General features: G+C 46.3%; 8 protein-coding genes. 7 read left to right on the top strand and 1 reads right to left on the bottom strand.

Annotation, left to right across the window (positions count from 1 at the left end; all coding sequences use genetic code 11):
• Nucleotides 1-3 precede the first annotated feature (3 nt).
• The 6 genes from AACQ21_RS03310 to AACQ21_RS03285 are packed head-to-tail and all read left to right on the top strand — an operon-like array spanning nucleotide 4 to nucleotide 5,828.
• On the top strand, nucleotides 4-687 hold the full coding sequence (locus AACQ21_RS03310; RefSeq protein ID WP_020477135.1) for an ABC transporter ATP-binding protein: 684 nt from the start codon (nucleotides 4-6) through the stop codon (nucleotides 685-687).
• On the top strand, nucleotides 675-1,934 hold the full coding sequence (locus AACQ21_RS03305; protein ID WP_017045060.1) for an ABC transporter permease: 1,260 nt from the start codon (nucleotides 675-677) through the stop codon (nucleotides 1,932-1,934). The genes AACQ21_RS03310 and AACQ21_RS03305 overlap by 13 nt, the downstream gene beginning before the upstream one ends.
• A complete protein-coding gene (locus tag AACQ21_RS03300) occupies nucleotides 1,927-2,688 on the top strand; it encodes an outer membrane lipoprotein-sorting protein (RefSeq protein WP_017042180.1) in 762 nt (253 codons plus the stop codon). The genes AACQ21_RS03305 and AACQ21_RS03300 overlap by 8 nt, the downstream gene beginning before the upstream one ends.
• A 1-nt stretch (nucleotide 2,689) precedes the next feature.
• Nucleotides 2,690-3,991 carry a hypothetical protein gene (locus tag AACQ21_RS03295; RefSeq protein WP_105976929.1) on the top strand — a complete coding sequence of 434 codons (1,302 nt, stop codon included), beginning with the start codon at nucleotides 2,690-2,692 and terminating at the stop codon, nucleotides 3,989-3,991.
• Nucleotides 3,991-5,043: a sensor histidine kinase gene (locus AACQ21_RS03290; RefSeq protein ID WP_017042182.1), complete on the top strand. Its 1,053-nt coding sequence runs from the start codon at nucleotides 3,991-3,993 to the stop codon at nucleotides 5,041-5,043. Before AACQ21_RS03295 ends, AACQ21_RS03290 begins: the two co-directional genes overlap by 1 nt.
• Nucleotides 5,040-5,828, top strand: a complete 789-nt coding sequence (locus tag AACQ21_RS03285; protein WP_017048167.1) for a LytR/AlgR family response regulator transcription factor — start codon at nucleotides 5,040-5,042, stop codon at nucleotides 5,826-5,828. Before AACQ21_RS03290 ends, AACQ21_RS03285 begins: the two co-directional genes overlap by 4 nt.
• 34 nt (nucleotides 5,829-5,862) lie before the next feature.
• Here the strand turns inward: AACQ21_RS03285 and AACQ21_RS03280 are convergent, their stop codons facing one another.
• Nucleotides 5,863-7,344, bottom strand: a complete 1,482-nt coding sequence (locus AACQ21_RS03280) for an EAL domain-containing protein (protein WP_258174212.1) — start codon at nucleotides 7,342-7,344, stop codon at nucleotides 5,863-5,865.
• 477 nt (nucleotides 7,345-7,821) lie between these two features.
• On the opposite strand from AACQ21_RS03280, the gene AACQ21_RS03275 reads away from it, so the two are divergent.
• On the top strand, nucleotides 7,822-17,259 hold the full coding sequence (locus AACQ21_RS03275) for a retention module-containing protein (protein WP_105976927.1): 9,438 nt from the start codon (nucleotides 7,822-7,824) through the stop codon (nucleotides 17,257-17,259).
• Nucleotides 17,260-17,272: the final 13 nt, after the last annotated feature.

The raw sequence follows: 17,272 nt of genomic DNA, 5'->3' as shown, positions 1-17,272 counted from the left end.
AAAATGCTACGATTTGAACAGATCAGTAAAACCTATCAATTAGGCATGCAGCCGCTGCTGGCGTTGAGCGCGGTGAATGGCGAAGTCAAACAAGGTGAAATGCTAGCGCTGTGCGGCCCGTCAGGTTCGGGAAAAAGCACTTTGCTCAATATCTTGGGGCTGCTTGATCAAGATTACCAAGGTGACATTGAACTGGCTGGTTACCCTTACCCAACCGATCCAAGAGAAGCGGCGGCGCTGCGGCGCAAAAAATTAGGCTTCGTTTTCCAAAAATTCAACTTAGTTCCGGTGATGACAGCGGCGGAAAATATTGCTTACCCATTGATGCTAAATGGATACAGCCTGCGCGATCAGCGTACTTTAACGCGCACTATGCTGGCCAAAGTGGGGTTAGAAACGCTGGCTCACCACCGGCCGGATCACCTTTCAGGCGGTCAGCAACAGCGCGTAGCCATTGCGCGCGCGCTGATCCATAACCCAGAAATGGTGATTGCCGACGAACCGACCGCCAGTTTAGACAGCCATACCGCCAATGTGGTGATCGACATCATGAAAAGCCTTGGACACGAAATGGGCACCACTTTTATTGTGGCTACGCACGACGCGCGCATGGCCAACCGCTGCGACCGAACCTTGCAGCTTGTGGATGGCAAAGTGATTCAGGAGGCGATGAAATGGGCAAGCTGATTTCTATGGAATGGCGTATGGCGGCGCTGAACTTATTGCGCAATCGCCGCCGCAGCCTGCTTTCGGTATTGATCATTGCCATTGCTGTTTTCGCATTGACCAGCGCCGGAGGATTTGGCCTTTACACTTACCAAGCACTACGCGAATCCACTGCGCGCGACACCGGGCATTTAACGCTCAGCCAACCGGGCTTTTTTGAGCAAGATGAAGAGTCGCCACTGGCTAATGGGATTGCCGACAGTGCGTTGATTGTTGAGCGATTAATCGACGATAAGCGGATACGAGGCATTCAGCCACGCATTGAGTTTAGCGGGTTGGTCTCTAACGGTAGCAAATCGACCATTTTTGTCGGTTCCGGCGTTAACCATAAAGAGTTTGATATGAAAGGGCCATTTTTGGACGTTCGCCAAGGCAAAACCTTGTCCAATATTGACTCCCCTCGATTTGATGCGAGTGAGCCGGAAGTGATGCTGGCGGTGGATCTCGCCAAAAACTTAAACGTGTCGATTGGAGACTGGGTTACTTTACTGACCAGTACCGCTGATGGCGCGCTCAACGCGGTTGATTTCAAAGTGCACGGCATCTATTCCACGGGTGTGCCTGAATTGGATAAACGCCAATTATATCTGCACATTCAATCGGCCTCTGAGCTGTTAGCTTCGAATAAAGTGAGCACCTTATCGCTGTTTTTGTTCAGCACCGAACAGACAGAAAGCATGCGGCATTGGGTTGAAAACAAACTGTCATTAATGAGCCTTCGCCAAGCGATTCAAGTGACGCCTTGGCAGCAGCGCGCGTTTTTTTATCAAAAAGTAAAAGATCTTTACGATCGCATCTTCGGCATCATGGGGTTGGTGATGGGGTTGGTGGTCTTCGTCGCACTATTTAACACCTTAACCATGTCGGTCACGGAGAGAACCCGTGAAATCGGAACGCTGTCGGCGCTTGGAACTTACCCAAATGAAATCGTCGCCAGCTTCATACGCGAAGCCGTACTGCTAGCCATTTTAGGCACGCTGGTGGGTGCGGCGTTCAATGCCCTAACAAGCGTGTTATTGATGGTAGTCGATGTGCAAATGCCACCGCCACCGGGACGCACGGAAGGGTATCCTTTGCATATTTATTTTTCATGGGAATTGGTTCTGCTGAGTGCGTTTGGCGTACTGAGCATTTGTATTGCAGCAGCTTGGTTGTCGGCACGCAAAGGAGTCAACAAGCCAATCACGGAGGCACTGGCTTATGTATAAATGGATGATGTTATTACTGATCACGCTTAGCGGTGGCTACTCGGCCGCTGGCTGGGCGGCGCTGGATGCTGGGCAAATGACCAAAAACGCCGACCAATATCGCCTTGGTTACAGCGCGGCCAAAGTCGTCTCTTTGGTGTCGCTTTATGAACGTGGTGAGCTCGATAAAACGCGTCAATATCACGTGTATACCAAAGCCAATCGCGACTCGTTAGTGGTGTTCAAATCCTCCGTTGAAGCGGGGCAAAAAATGCTGATGCTCGATGAAAACTACTGGTTGTTGATGCCAAAAAGCCGCCGCCCTATTCGTATTACGCCAATGCAAAAACTGCTTGGTGAGGCTTCGGTGGGCGATATTTCAACACTGACGTGGAGCGAGGATTACCAAAGTCAATTGATGGGTGAAGAACAGATAGAAACACCCAATGGTCAACCTTACCTGACGCATAAGTTGTCATTACTGGCTGTCACAGAAGGGGCGAACTACCAGCAAATTATCTTATGGTTGGATAAAGAGAACGATTTCCCAATCAAAGCTTCTTTGTATTTACGCTCTGGAAAACTGGCCAAGCAGGCTTGGTTTCGCGCTGGTGAAAAAGAGGGACGAATGCGCGTAACCAGTATGACGCTGCTTGATCAAATTCAACCGACCAAAAAAACGGTGGTTGAGTATCAACACATCGAGCCCATGGAGCTAGATGAAAAATATTACAACCCCGCCTATCTGACTCGTAACAGTTTATCGGAGTTATGAGATGAAGCGTGTTGCGTTCGCTTTTTTAACTAGCGTATTGAGCTTAGCGGCGCGGGCAGAAGCCCCCAGTTTTGATTGGGATTGGGTAATGAGCGCATCCACCACGGCGCATCGCGACAGCCTTTTTTTTCCTAGTAATCAAGCGCGCGATACGCAGCAGATTGAGGTGTTATTGGATGTAGAAATGAGGTGGCATGGCTGGTTGGGTCTAGTGGCTATCAAACAAAACGCCCTGTGGAGTAGCGATGCACAGCAGCACGCCGACAGCGAGTTCATTCTACAAGAACTGTTTTGGCAAGGCAGCCTAGTGCTGGCTGATGTGCCGTTTGAGCTGACACTAGGAAAAGTGCGCTTGGATTGGGGAGTGGGCTACGGTTATCGTCCGCTTGATCTCTTTCAGCCTTATCGCCGCAATCCGGTCGGTATTCAGGTAGAAGAGGGGGCCGGAACGCTCTCTGCTTCTTATTATGGTCAGCAAGGTGAATGGACGCTTTTTTATACAGATTCTTCTTGGACAGAGCAGCAAGGCAGCGAATTACAACAAATGACCGAACAACAAGGGGCGGGCGTAAGGCGTTATCAGTTGATAGGCAATGCCGAATGGCAGGCGATTGCTTATTATGATGACGTTCGACGCGGCGTGCTGGGTAGCTCGTTTGTTACTGTGCTCACTGACGCATGGGAAGTGCATGCATCAGCGCTCTATCAGCGTCACTATTTGGCGTACCAACGGCCCAGCGCGTTGGCTCAAGCAGTTTACTCTCAACAACAAGAGATTGAATCGCGCATGGATCTTGAATCACGAACGCAAGGCTATCAGGCACTGGTAGGATTCAACTGGTCGGGAAGTGATGGGCAAAGCGTCATTGCAGAATATTGGTTCGACAGTCGCAGTTGGGGAAAAGAGCAGTGGCAACAAGCGCAGACCAACGCGGATTCGGTTCGTTATCAGCATAATCAAGCGTTAGGTTGGTCTTACGCACAAGGCTATAACCACGTGAATCTCGTGCAGCATAATGTGATGTTGCATGCTTCGTTAGATAGCCAAGCTTGGCGTCATTGGCTGTGGAGCCAGAGTATTGAATGGTTGCAAGGCTTAGTGCCGACACTTGATGTGCTGATTGCACCGCAAGATGGCGGCGTGATCGCTACCCAATGGCTCAATTACTCAGTGTACGATTCGGGTACAGCCTCTATCGAAATCGAACTGGCCGCACGTTTTATGACTGGGCCTGCTGACTCTACATATGCAAACTTACCAGATAAGCATATGATTCTATTAAATATGAAAGGGAAATTCTAATGTGCGAGAAAGTTGAGATTCGAAATCTTGCCAAAAGCTTGTTATTTACTTCGCTGTTTTGTGTGGTGATCGCCTTTACCACTCAGGCTATTTGGCCCAGTGACATCACGTTGCACTTAGCAATAAGCTTTGGCTACGGTTACAGCGCAGTGGCCATTGCTCACTTACTGAGTCGCTTCGCACCGCAGTTGTCCGCACGCTTAGTGAACGTTTTTTCGCTCACGGGGTCGATGATTTTCGGTACGTTACACGCTTATTTGTGGCTTAGTAAATACGCGCACTTTAGTCATTTTTCAGCAATGAAACCGGTGATTTTTCTCGGTTTCGTTTTTACTGGCGTTTGCTTTTTCTACTTCTACGCGCATGAACAAAAGCTGATTGCTGAAAAAGCGCTAGAAGCCTCCAAACGGCGTCAATCTGAACAAGAGAAAGCCTTGATTTTGAGCCAGTTGCAGCAGTTACAAAGTCAAATTGAACCACACTTCTTATTTAATACGCTTGCCAATATCAGCGTGTTGATTGGCTCTGAGCCTTATAAAGCGCAAATGATGCTCGAAAAACTAACCGACTTATTGCGTGGTTCGCTGCGTAGTAACCGCAATCGCACCACAACGCTACGTGAAGAGTTACATTTAGTCGATGCGTATTTGGGTATTCAAAAAATTCGTTTAGGTGATCGACTGGATTATGAGATTGCAATGCCTGGCGCAGCGGATGACATTCCTTTGCCGCCGATGCTGTTACAACCTTTGGTTGAGAATGCTGTTAGCCATGGTATTGAGCCTAAAGCCGCGGGGGGGAAAGTGACCATCAAAAGTGAAATTTATGACGAGTGGTTTGAAGTCAGTGTCTGTGACAGTGGCATTGGATTGCAGCCGAGTGCTCTTTCAGCAGGACATGGTATTGCGTTGGATAATATTCGCCAACGCTTAAGCGGCCTATTCGCTGATGATGCGTGTCTCACTATCGCCCAAAATCATGATGCTGGCGTGACGGCAACGATTAGAATAAAGCGGCTATTATTGGACCAACTACAAGGAAGTGCCACATGAGTACTGTCTCTGCGACCGCTATTATTGCTGATGATGAACCGTTATTGCGGCATCATTTAAACCGTGCATTAGGAGAAGTGTGGCCAGAGCTCGATATTGTCGCGCAAGCCGAAAATGGACGCGTGGCATTGTCCATGATCGAGCAGCATCAGCCTGAGGTGGCCTTTATTGATATTCGAATGCCAGAAATGGATGGTATGTCGCTCGCTAGGCAATTGGCTGGTTTGGCAAAGCCACCACTGATTGTATTTATCACCGCCTATGATGAGTATGCCATTCAAGCTTTTGAAGCCAATGCGGCGGATTATTTATTGAAACCGCTTTCTGAAGCGCGTTTAGTGCAGTGCTGTACTAAGTTGCAGCTAAGATTAGCCGAGCATTCTTCTGAGCGACAATTACCTGATTTGCAAACCCTTTTACAGCAGATACAGCATATAAGCCAACAGGCATCGCCGTCGTTTTTAAGCTGGTTAAAAGTTCAAAAAGGTGAAGATATTCACCTGATTTCGGTGGCGGATATGTTGTACGCCAAAGCCGAAGACAAATATTTATCCATATACGTAAAGAGTGATTCTGGAGTGCAGGAGTTCTTACTGCGCAGTTCATTGAAAGAGTTGCTGCAACAGCTTGACCCGAATCAGTTTTGGCAAATCCACCGTTCAACGGCAGTGAATGTTGCCAAGATAGATAAAGTGAAAAAAGAGTTCACGGGTAAAATGTACGTCTTGATTGGTCATGATAAGTTACCCGTCAGCCGTGCGCTGCAAGCTCAATTTAAGTCGTAACTGAATTTAAACCGCCGTTCGATTGATCGCGTGATTAGCGGTGTGCGATCTGCTTGGCGGACAGGGTGAATCGGAAGAAAGCATCCACAGACATAGGTTCAGAATAATAAAAACCTTGGATGTAACGTACACCCAACAGCTCTAATTCTCTCACCTGATCTTGGTTCTCAACGCCCTCAGCAATCAGCCGCATGTTCAATTGCTTTGCTAGTTTAATCATCGACACTAACACCGAAGTAATGGCTGAATTTTGATGCAAGCTTTTAATAAACACTTGATCAATTTTGAGAGTATGGAAGTCATGTTGGTGGATAAAATTTAAGCCTGAGTAGCCGGTACCAAAATCGTCAATGGCGATTTTAAAGCCTAGCTGTTTCAGTCGCTGTAAGTTTTCCATGGCTAACTTCAACTCGTCCACGTTGAAATGGTTGTCCTCGGTGATCTCCAACAGAAGTCGTGGAACAATGGCTGGGTGTTTTGCCGCGTAGCGTTTCATGTAATCCATAAAGTAATTATCAATGATCAATAACCGGCTGACGTTGATGCTGATGTATTGATCGTGCAACGCATGTTTGTGCTGCTCCACACATTCCGTCACCAATTTCAATACACGATATGTGATTTGATGAATGACGCCAATACGTTCTGACAACGGGATAAAAATAGTGGGTGAAATATAACCTTGAGACGGTTCATTCCAGCGCAGAAGCGCTTCACTCCCGACAATTTTATTTTCGGTAATATCGACGATCGGTTGTAAATAGAGTTCCAACTGATGGTTTGATATTGCCTCTCTCAAAGAGACTTCTAAGGTATTTCGGCTGAGATGATAGTTGTGATAAGCAAGATAAATCAAAGAGATAATACTTGCTGTAAGCAAGGCAAGCCATAAGTTATCGAGAAAATGGTAAGCATAAGATCCGTTATTTAAGTAGATCTGAATTGAGAGTGGGTAATGCTCGGATTTAAAGAGAAAGCTAGTATGAGCAGAATCGATCTCTTCCTGATCACTGCGAATACTTTGGCTTAACACATTGACCTGATAGCCGTAGTGCCATTTGGCAAGTTTAGGAGCGACTAGGTTCATAAACTGTTCTGGAGGCATCAGTGCATTGAGGCCGCTCATATCTGGCTGTGAAGAATAGACAAAAAATGTTTGCTCTTTACTGCGAGATTTGGTTAATGAAATGGTCGTATTCGTTGGAGATTGTTTAAGCCTGTCAAGAATATGTTTGTACAAATGAATGGTGGTATGGCCTTCATTACTGGTGCAAAAAATAGTCCCGTGAGCGTTGTACATGCCCACTTCTTTGACCATTTTCGAGCGAAATACATAGCTCCTCAGAGCAATGATGTCTTCTCTTTGGCAGTGCTTTGAAATGTTTTTACTTAACTGGTTCAGTTCATCCGACGTTTGATTGATGTGATGTTCCAGTTGTGTAATGGCTTGTTCACCGAAACGGGTTGCCAGCCGATTAGTGTCGTAAAAGTTTTTAATTATCGCCAAAGCGAACACAAAAAAGAAAATACCCAAAATAGGTGCGAATGTGCTTACCTTTGTCGACAGTATTCCTTTTGCTATGCTAAATGTGCTCGGTGAACTGTCATTATTGTGCATTACAGACAGTGCTCATAGGTTATTACCAGTAAAAATCAGTATTGCTTTGATGTTGATTACTATAAGTAATTAATCCCTAAACGTAACCTAAGTAACTGTCTCAAAAATGAGATGATGTGCAGTAATCTGCTTGTCAATCTCTTTGCTAAACGTCTCTAATTTCATATTTTTCTTAATATACAAGCCGATAGGTTTTCTTATGTGGCGTTTCGCTAGCCAGACTCTGTTTTGACGCTAGTGATGCTTTAACGCACAATTATGCTCAGTGATGTAATTTACATAAATATAAATTTGCATAATCAATTGCGACTAAAATAACAGTTGTCTATTGCTCGTTTTCTGAATCGATTTGCTAAAGAAGTATCTGGGGGCTCTATGGATTTACATGTGGTTGTTCAACCTGCGTTAGTACAAGAAGTGGTTGGTGATGTTATCGCAGCAGATGCCAAAGGTAATGCGCGTAAAGTAAGCGCGGGTGATCAATTAAATAAAGATGAAATCTTAATCACAGTGAATCATTCGTCGGTGACGATACTGTTTAATGGCCAAGCTACCGTAGTCGATCAGAATTGTATTACTTGTTTTAGCAATGCGTCACCAGATTCTGAGAGCTCAGTTGACTTAGTTCAATTTCCGATTGAAGGCGAGATCAACGCTGATCTGAACTTATTAGACGAGGTGAGTTTTGACGCAGATAATATTGCTGCCATCCAACAAGCCATTTTAGATGGCCAAGACCCGACCCAAATACTTGAAGCAACCGCCGCCGGAGCCGGTGGTGAAGGCTCTGCAAATGCTGGCTTCATCACCATTGATTACAACTTTGCAGAAGTATTGGCGAGTACGTTTTTCGAAACTACAGGGCGTGATGCTCAGCAATCATTGACTGAAACGAATTTGAGTCCGTTGCGTTTTACCGCTGGGGGTGAATCATTATCAGCGGCATTAGCTGAAGGTTCGCTCTCACTAAATTCGTACCCACAATCAGTGACGGCAAATGTTTTAATCGCGGCGGGAGATCTGCCACTGGATGCCGCCTCTTTTGTCCCTGAATCCCTTTCATTAGCTGCGCTATTGTCAGAGCTGAAGAGCGATATTACTTCGGCTGGGCGATCAGTAAGCTTTCGTTACGATGCTACGGCTAACCATATTGTCGGTGAACTTGACGGCAGTGAAGTGCTACGGATTGATTTAGTGGCGACGTCTGTCGGTAAAGACATCAACTTAGAGATAGTGACGACCATTAGTCAACCGATTGACCATGTTCCCTCCGTGGGAGGTGGCTTAGTTTCTTTTGCTAATGATCAAATTGCGATTCAATTCGATGTAACCGGTTCTGATGCGGGTGGAAATCCTATTCGCTCGCCGATTTCTATCGCAATCAGTATTGGTGATGGTAATAACCCTGTTATATCCGATGAACCGTCGACGTCCGTTTATGAGGATAATTTGGCAAATATCGGTTCGGATGCCAGTGCTTCACAGACGATTACCGTTTCAGGACAGTTTGATACTCAATTGGGTTCTGATCAAATTGAAAGCTATCAGTTGGATTTAAGTGCTAATCCGTTGGCGGGGTTAACCTCGGCTGGTGTCGCGGTACAATTGGCCTCTTCCTCGTCATTGAACGGGGTTTATACCTATCAGGCGAGCGCCAATGGCCAGCCTATTTTTGAGTTGATATTAAACCCAGACGGTCGTTACCAGTTTACGTTACAAGGCGCGCTGGATCATCCAGTCAATAGTGATGAGTTATTACTCAACCTTTCGGTATTGGCAACCGATTATGATGGTGATAGCTCTGAAAGTGTGCGTTTACCAATCAACATTATTGACGATAAACCTGAAATCATTGGTGTGGATGCGCTCAGCGTTGACGAAGACGATTTAGCGTCAGGCTCAGACAGTAGCAAAGAGCCGTTGTTCGCCGAAGGCTATTTCACCACCACCCAAGGGGCCGATACGGTAGTGAGTTATCAGCTTGATACCAGCATCAACCCCATCGTTGGGTTAACCTCGCAAGGTGAAAGTGTGGTATTGGGCGCGGCGACAGTTGACGCTAACGGTAACTACCTCTATCAAGCAAGTACTACCCCAAGCGGTCAGACGGTATTTAGCTTAGTGCTTAACGCAGATGGCAGTTATCGTTTTACCCTACAAGGGCCAATTGACCATGCGCAGGGGAGCGATGAGCTACTGGTGAATTTCAAGGTGGTTGCAACCGACTATGATGGCGACAGCGCCAACATTCTGCTGCCTGTCACCATTCATGATGATCAGCCAATCATCGCGGGTGTGCAAGCGCTCAGCGTTGACGAAGACGATTTAGCGTCAGGCTCAGACAGCAGCAAAGAGCCGTTGTTTGCCGAGGGAGTGTTTACTACTCAAAGCGCGGATAAGGTGGTGAGCTATCAGTTGGATACCAGCAGTAACCCGCTTGCAGGCCTAACTTCGCAAGGTGAAGCGGTGAGTTTGGGCGCGGCGACAATCGATGCCGACGGCAACTACCACTATCAAGCTAGCGCTGCACCGAGCGGCAATGCAGTGTTTAGTTTGGTGCTCAATGCGGATGGTAGCTATCGTTTTACCCTGCAAGGTCCGATTGACCATGCGCAGGGGAGCGATGAGCTGCTGGTAAATTTCAAGGTAGTGACAACCGATTATGATGGCGACAGCGCCAACATTTTGCTGCCAGTCACTATCCATGATGATCAGCCAACCATCACCGGCGTGCAAGCGCTCAGCGTTGACGAAGACGATTTAATGTCAGGCTCAGACAGTAGCAAAGAGCCGCTGTTCGCTGAGGGAATGTTTACCACTCAAAGCGCCGATAAGGTAGTGAGCTATCAGTTGGATACCAGCAGTAACCCGCTTGCGGGCTTAACCTCGCAAGGCGAAGCGGTGATCTTGGGCGCGGCGACAATCGATGCCAATGGTAACTACCACTACCAAGCCAGCACCACACCTAGTGGCAATGCGGTGTTTAGCTTAGTGCTCAATGCGGATGGCAGTTACCGTTTTACTTTGCAAGGTCCGATTGATCACGCCGCAGGCAGCGATGAGCGACTGGTGAATTTCAAAGTGGTGGCGACGGACTATGATGGCGACGCCTCTGACATTCTACTGCCTGTCACTATTGTGGATGACAAGCCAACGATTGTCGGCATTCGCACCGGTAGCGAACAGAGCGTGGATGAAGATGACTTAGCCACGATCGGTTCTGATGGTTCAGACAGCACCGTTATTGCTGGGCACTTTGATGTGATTGACGGGGCCGATGGTATTGTCAGTTATCAAGTGTCTGATCTCACCACGCCTGTCGAGAATTTAACGTCTGGTGGTCAAGAGATAGAGATCATCCAAATTTCAAGCAGTAATGGTGTCACTGTTTATGAGGCGGTGATTAAGAATACGACGGACGTGGTTTTTCGTCTCACGCTAAATGGCTCGGCCGATAGTTACCAATTTGAACTGCTTAAAGCCATCGACCACCCGGCGGGTAATGGTGAAAATAGTTATATTTTAGATCTTCCGATTACCGCAACTGATAGAGATGGCGATGTTTCAGCGTCAGCGAGTTTGCCAATATCGATTGTTGATGATATTCCAACTTTGCATGATAAAAGCATCACTAGTGTTGAAAATACGGCGATAAAAACAGTCAATTTATTTAGCCAAGACAACAATACCTCGCCGGATACTCAAGGTGCAGATCATGGTGCGATCACTAAATTTGTGGCCGTTGATGAAGCGGGTCGGGATATTCAATTTAGAGAGGCTAACAGCGTAAGTTTAGCTAATGAAGTTCAACTTAACGGAGTAACCAAAACAGTCACGGTTGTCGAAATAAAAAATGGTGTTGAGCGCGATTTAGGCACACTGACTATTACGCCTAACGGTAACGCGACATTTAAACCAGTTGCTAGCCTTGAACATGGTGATGATCCGACCATTTCATTTACTGTCGATGTCACTGCGCAAGACTTTGATGGCGATGCCTCAACCGAACAGTTGAACATCAATATTCTTGATAGAAATGCCACTATCACAGTTGCCAATGTTATTGGGGCTGAAGACGCTGGACGCGATGGTGTCACTATTCTGTTTAACGACCCCAATCAAATCACTAATAGCCAAGATAACCAATCCGGCTTAAATACTTCACCGCTTAAAGTGGATTTGCAGATCAATCTTTATGATTTGGATCGCAATGAATCGATTGGTGATGTAAAAATCACGGCCAGCAACGCGCATGGCGATTTTTACTATCTCAATAGTTCGGATGTTTATGTCAAATTAGAGCTAGTCAGTGGACGATTTGTTTTGCCCGCAGATGCGGTGGAGCAAAGCTTAACAGGCAGTGTTGCTAAGATTGAAAACTTGTATTTTGTGCCTGACCGTCACTATGCCAGCGCTAACGGTGGCTTCCAACTCAATATTACTGTGCAGGTTTTGAATAATGGCCTGCACGATCATAATGTGAACGGGAAATTGCGCATTGAGGTGGAAAGTGTGGCCGATATTGCGACTTGGAACTCAAGCAGCCAATTTCATTATGATGCAGTAGAAGATAGTGACAATATTACTCTCGATGTTTTAGCGCAGACACAAGATAACAGTACCCCCGAAACAATCCTGTATGAGATCCGCTTTACTCAAGGTGAAGGTGAGGCGCAGCTAGTTTATGCCGATGGTACGCCGGTTGTAATGAGCTCGGATGCTTCAGGTCACTATTATTATCTTGTTAGCGCGAGTAACATTAACCAAGTACAAGTTGACCCCAATGATAATTTCAGTGGTCAGATCAAACTTGATATTACAGCGATCACGACAGAGCAAACTAACGCTCACGTTGGTAAAGAGAGCGCCCGATCAGAAACGAAAGAAATCGTGATAGATGTTAGCCCTGTTGCCGATATGGGTAGCTTCTCTGTCAATCGAATCAATGTTTTTGAAGATAATGCCGCTACGCAAAATACCGTTGACCCCACCACAGATCACGATCCCTTGTTATTAAGTGAAGTCATTACGATGGCGGGATCCGTTGATTCTGATGGTTCAGAAACACTCTATGTGCGTCTTTCTGATTTTTCAGAAACAGGTGTTACACTGATTTGGTTGGGAGCCGGAGCCAGCGAAATATCACAAATAACCGATGCCAATGGTCATACTTATTATGAAGTTCCTGAACAATATCTTGACCAAGTTGAAGTGCTACCCCCATTGCATAGCAACGCTGATTTTACCTTCTCTGTTGAAGGGATTATTAAAGATATGGTCAATCTTTCTACGGGTGCGGTGACAGATGAAATCTCGTTAGGTGCTAAGACGGTTAATGTTTCAGTTAAGGGCGTAGCAGATATTCCAACCATTGATTTTCACTCAAACAGTACTAACACTTGGAATGAATTTAGTGAAAATGGTCTGCAAGTGATTGAAACGACGATTGATGAAAATCAATCCGTTGGCTTTGGCTTTAGTGTGTTATCCGGTGAGCTTGCGGATAATCCAACTGACAGCTCTGAGTCGATCACCGTTTTGCTGTCGAACATTCCAGATGGTGTCAAATTGTATGACAGTGTTGGTAGCGTGATTAACTTGGTATTTGTTGGTTACGATACTGCGCAACAACCTATTTATCAGGCGAATCTAACTTCAGCGCAGGTTGATTCAGGTATTCGAGTTGAGCCATCTCATTCATCGACCGAAAACATCAACATCAAAATGACCACCATCGTTACTGAAAATGATGGACATACGCGTCAAATTGAGTCGGAAATTCGCATTAAAGTGGCACCGGTGATTGATGTTGTTGACAACTATCAATCACACTCGCTTGGTAACGAGGACAGCCGCATTAATATTCATTGGCAGCCAGAAGAGGAACAACATCTTGATGCTGATGAATATTTTGCCTCTGTTACACTTTCTGGCTTCCCAGCAGGTAGTACTATTTACGTCGATGGTGTTGTCACGACCTTAGACAGTGACGGCAAGCTCATTTTGACCCCCGCACTGGGACAGAGCGATCAAGATTTCTCAGCGCAAGTGCTGACAACTGGTTACGTTCAAGTTCGGCCACCAGAGCACTCCAGTACTGATTTTACCTTGAGCACTGAGATTGTGGTTAAAGAGCAAGACAACGAATACGTCGATGCAATCAATTCTGGCGAAGGTATTGCTTCGAAAGTCATTCATGGCTCTGTTGATATCACGGTAAGGCCGATAGTTGAAGCTGATGGACAACTGCGTGTTGAAGACAACGGCGTAGTCACAAACAAAGCTGTCGCAGATGCCTCTGGTGCTATCTACTTTACTATTAATGATGCGGCCGGTGGCGAGCCTGATGCGAACGTTATACGCTTTGATAATGCAGACACTCAATCGACAGAAGGTTACCAATCATTAGAAGTGGTCGACCAACTGGTGGTGCGTTTTAGCAATATTACGCCACAGGTACTTGATCAACTACTGATTACTGGTGCAATTAATAATGGGGATGGCTCATGGACCATTGTTGATGAGCAGAATTTCAGTGTAAAAGCACCGAATGGCCTGACATTGAGTAGTGGTAACGATCCTGATGGTGATGGTTATAACGACATCACTGTGACCATTTTTGCCCAAGTGTATGACCAAGGGGAAGATAGCTCTGAAGCCAAAGTGGTTCGACAAGTGCAATCAGAGATCACTTTACAATTTCCGCTCATCGTGACTGGTAACAACACGGTAGCAGCTGACATTACTTTAGTTGGCAATGCGGATGATATTGTATTAGGCATCGAAGATAACGCTATTAATTTAGGTCAGCAAATCCAAGATAAATTGATGGTGAGCGCTTCAGGTTTTGATGGTGTAGAAGATGAGATCAGTATTGTCATCGCGCAAAGTGTGCTGCCAGCGGGCGCAAGTTTATCTGGTGGTCATTTTGATTTCGTTGATGGCTTATATGTGTACAAAGGCACCGTGAATACCGATGGCTCGATTTCAGGGTTAGAAAATCTGCATCTGCATCTGCCTGAAGATTACGCGGGCGACTTTAATTTGCCGATTACTTTTGTGACGACAGACACGGCTTCTGGTGATGAAAAAACCTTCAGTACGCAAATCCCAGTGGCAGTTTCTCCGGTGGCCGATGTTCCCGGAACGCATCAACCGCAAGATGATGACATTACCCCTAAAGCGACATTGACTGTAGAAGGTTCGCTTGGGTTAGATGCAAATCATCAGCCGACTTCAAGCTCGTCCGACGTTCCGACCAATGACGGCATAGGTTATGAAGATGGTATTATTCATCTTTCGCTCGATATTGATCTTGCTGATATTCGCAATAGCGCTACGGAAGGACGAGAGGTGCTGAGCGAAGTCACCTTAACCCTACAAGGAACCAATATCGGAACCTTTGTTGATGCGCAAGGCAATGATCTCGGTACCAGTATCACTTTTAGTCAGCCTCAGCTACCTGCGGCATTAGACAATGTTTATTTCAAACCCGCACCCAATTATCCGACTGGCGATGATGATAATACCGTCAACATTACCGTGGCGGGGAAAGTGACTGATATCACGCAATTTGATGATACCAATGCCAATGCGTTGGGTGTGGCTAATACTGATGCTGATAAACCATTTACCACACAAGTAAGTTTTGATGTGACGCCAGTGGTAGACGACGTCATTATTTCCAGTGGTAGTAGCAGTGATATTGAAGTGCATGGATTGGAAGATGAGTGGATTGTCCTTTCTAAACCGGGTTCTGAATTTACCGTTGATCTGACCGATACAGATGGCTCTGAGGTATTTGTGTCGATCAAGCTTACTGGGGTGCCAACGGATTTTGTCGTGAGTTCTCTCTCTTCTGACTATACCGTGAAAAATAATGGTGGTGGTGAGTGGAGCATTCAGATTAACAACCTAGCACAAACCTCGATCAATTTATCCGATATTGCGATGAAACCTGCGAAGAACTTCAGTGGCGAAGTGGAAATCGGCATCAAGGTCTTCACCGAAGAATCCTTGCTTGGTGTGCCTGTAGAGCATAACGGCAGCTTTAGATTGGATATTACGCCCGTTGGGGATGTGGTGGACGTTGAACCAGTGACTAACGGCGCTGGTGATGAAGGCGTTGACATTGAAATTGATATCAACGCGCAAATTATCGATAAAGCCGATTCCATTGCAGCCGGTGCGAACCATAGTGAAAACTCACCAGAAACGTTGAGAATTGAAGTTTCCGGGGTGCCAGATGGAGCAAGTATTGCATTGCCTGATGGCACGCTGGGGACTTACATCGGTGGTGGAGTATGGCTGTTGAATGCCGATGCGCAAAGCTTAGATAAACTGATTTTTAATTCTGGTGATTGGCATAAGGACACTTGGGCGGGAGATCTGACGATTAAAGTGCAGTCGATCGATACAGGGCTGGACGGTACTGAACATTTGGGGCCTGCGCGTGAGTTTACTGTTTCAGTTGATGTTCAGGCGGTCAATGATGCGCCCACCATTGATAGTGCTACGGTCACCACAACGATTGATGAAGAGGCGGGGCAAAAAGTTACCGGCTTGAGTGTGAGTGATGTCGATTATGCAGGCTCACATGCCAACGACCCCATGACGGTGATTTTGAGCGTGAGCGAAGGTTTGCTCAGTGCTGTGATCCCCGCGTTAAGTTCTGTCACGCAGAGCACCAATTTGGCTGGAGAACTCGTCCTACAAGGCACGTTATCGGATATTAATGCGCTACTCAATAGCAGCGATCCCGCCAGTGGTGTTTTTGTTGATGCCACCGCGATTGGTAGTGACCATATTGATCTGACAATTAAGGCCAATGATGGTGGTGTTTATGCCGACAATGTTTCTGGTATGGCGTTAGAAGAGACAGAAACCGTCAGTATTGCGGTGACGCCCAAAGCCAATACGCCGATATTAACCCTTGATCCGAGCTTTAATTATATGAAGCAGACGTATGTTAGCCAAAGTATCAGCGCTCAAGGTATTGCATTGCTGGGGTTAATCGCGGCATTAACGGATAGCCATGAAGTGTTGTCATTGGAGATCGACAGTCTGCCAAGTGGCGCAACGCTTTCCAGTAGATCGGGCAGCGTGACTGAGCAAAACGGAGTGTGGATTGTTTCCGCTGATGCTATCGACGGATTACAGGTTAGCGGGCTCGATTTAGGGCAACACACTCTGTCGGTAGCGGCTATCTCAACAGAAACGGATGGTAGCCGTGCAGCTTCTGCATCAATTGATATTGCGATTGAAGTATTGCCTGACGGTAGCACGATTGATCAATCAACGAACGGGGATGATGCGCAATTGCTCGCCGGTAATGTTGGAGCGCAGTTGCTAGGTGGCAGTGGTCATGATCACCTTGAAGGTGGCGATGGTGATGACTCCTTAGTGGGTGGTGGCGGAAATGATACCTTGATTGGCGGGCTTGGTGCCGACATCTTAACCGGGGGAAGTGGCGCTGACATATTTAAATGGACGCTCGATACTGTTGATGAGCAAATCGACACTATCACTGATTTCAACGCTGGTGAAGGTGATGTGATCGATCTCACTGATGTTGTGGCCGATTTACATTTGCCCATGGATCAACTGCTCGTTTCGCTACACACTTCTCATCAGATAGAAGCGAAAGTGATGACCAACACGACGGATGTGGAATTGGAAATTCTGACGGACAATAACGTACATCAAACCATTGTGGTGCAAGATCTTGCCAGCCAATTCAATTTTGATGGCATGGCGTCGATTGACATTGTTGGCTTCTTATTGGACAACAACATTATCAAGCATGACGTTTAAATAAAGAAAAGAG

It is taken from the genome of Vibrio sp. V01_P9A10T6 (genome assembly GCF_963877065.1).
Taxonomy (GTDB): Bacteria; Pseudomonadota; Gammaproteobacteria; order Enterobacterales; family Vibrionaceae; genus Vibrio; species Vibrio anguillarum.
This window is presented reverse-complemented; position numbering and strand designations above follow the sequence as displayed.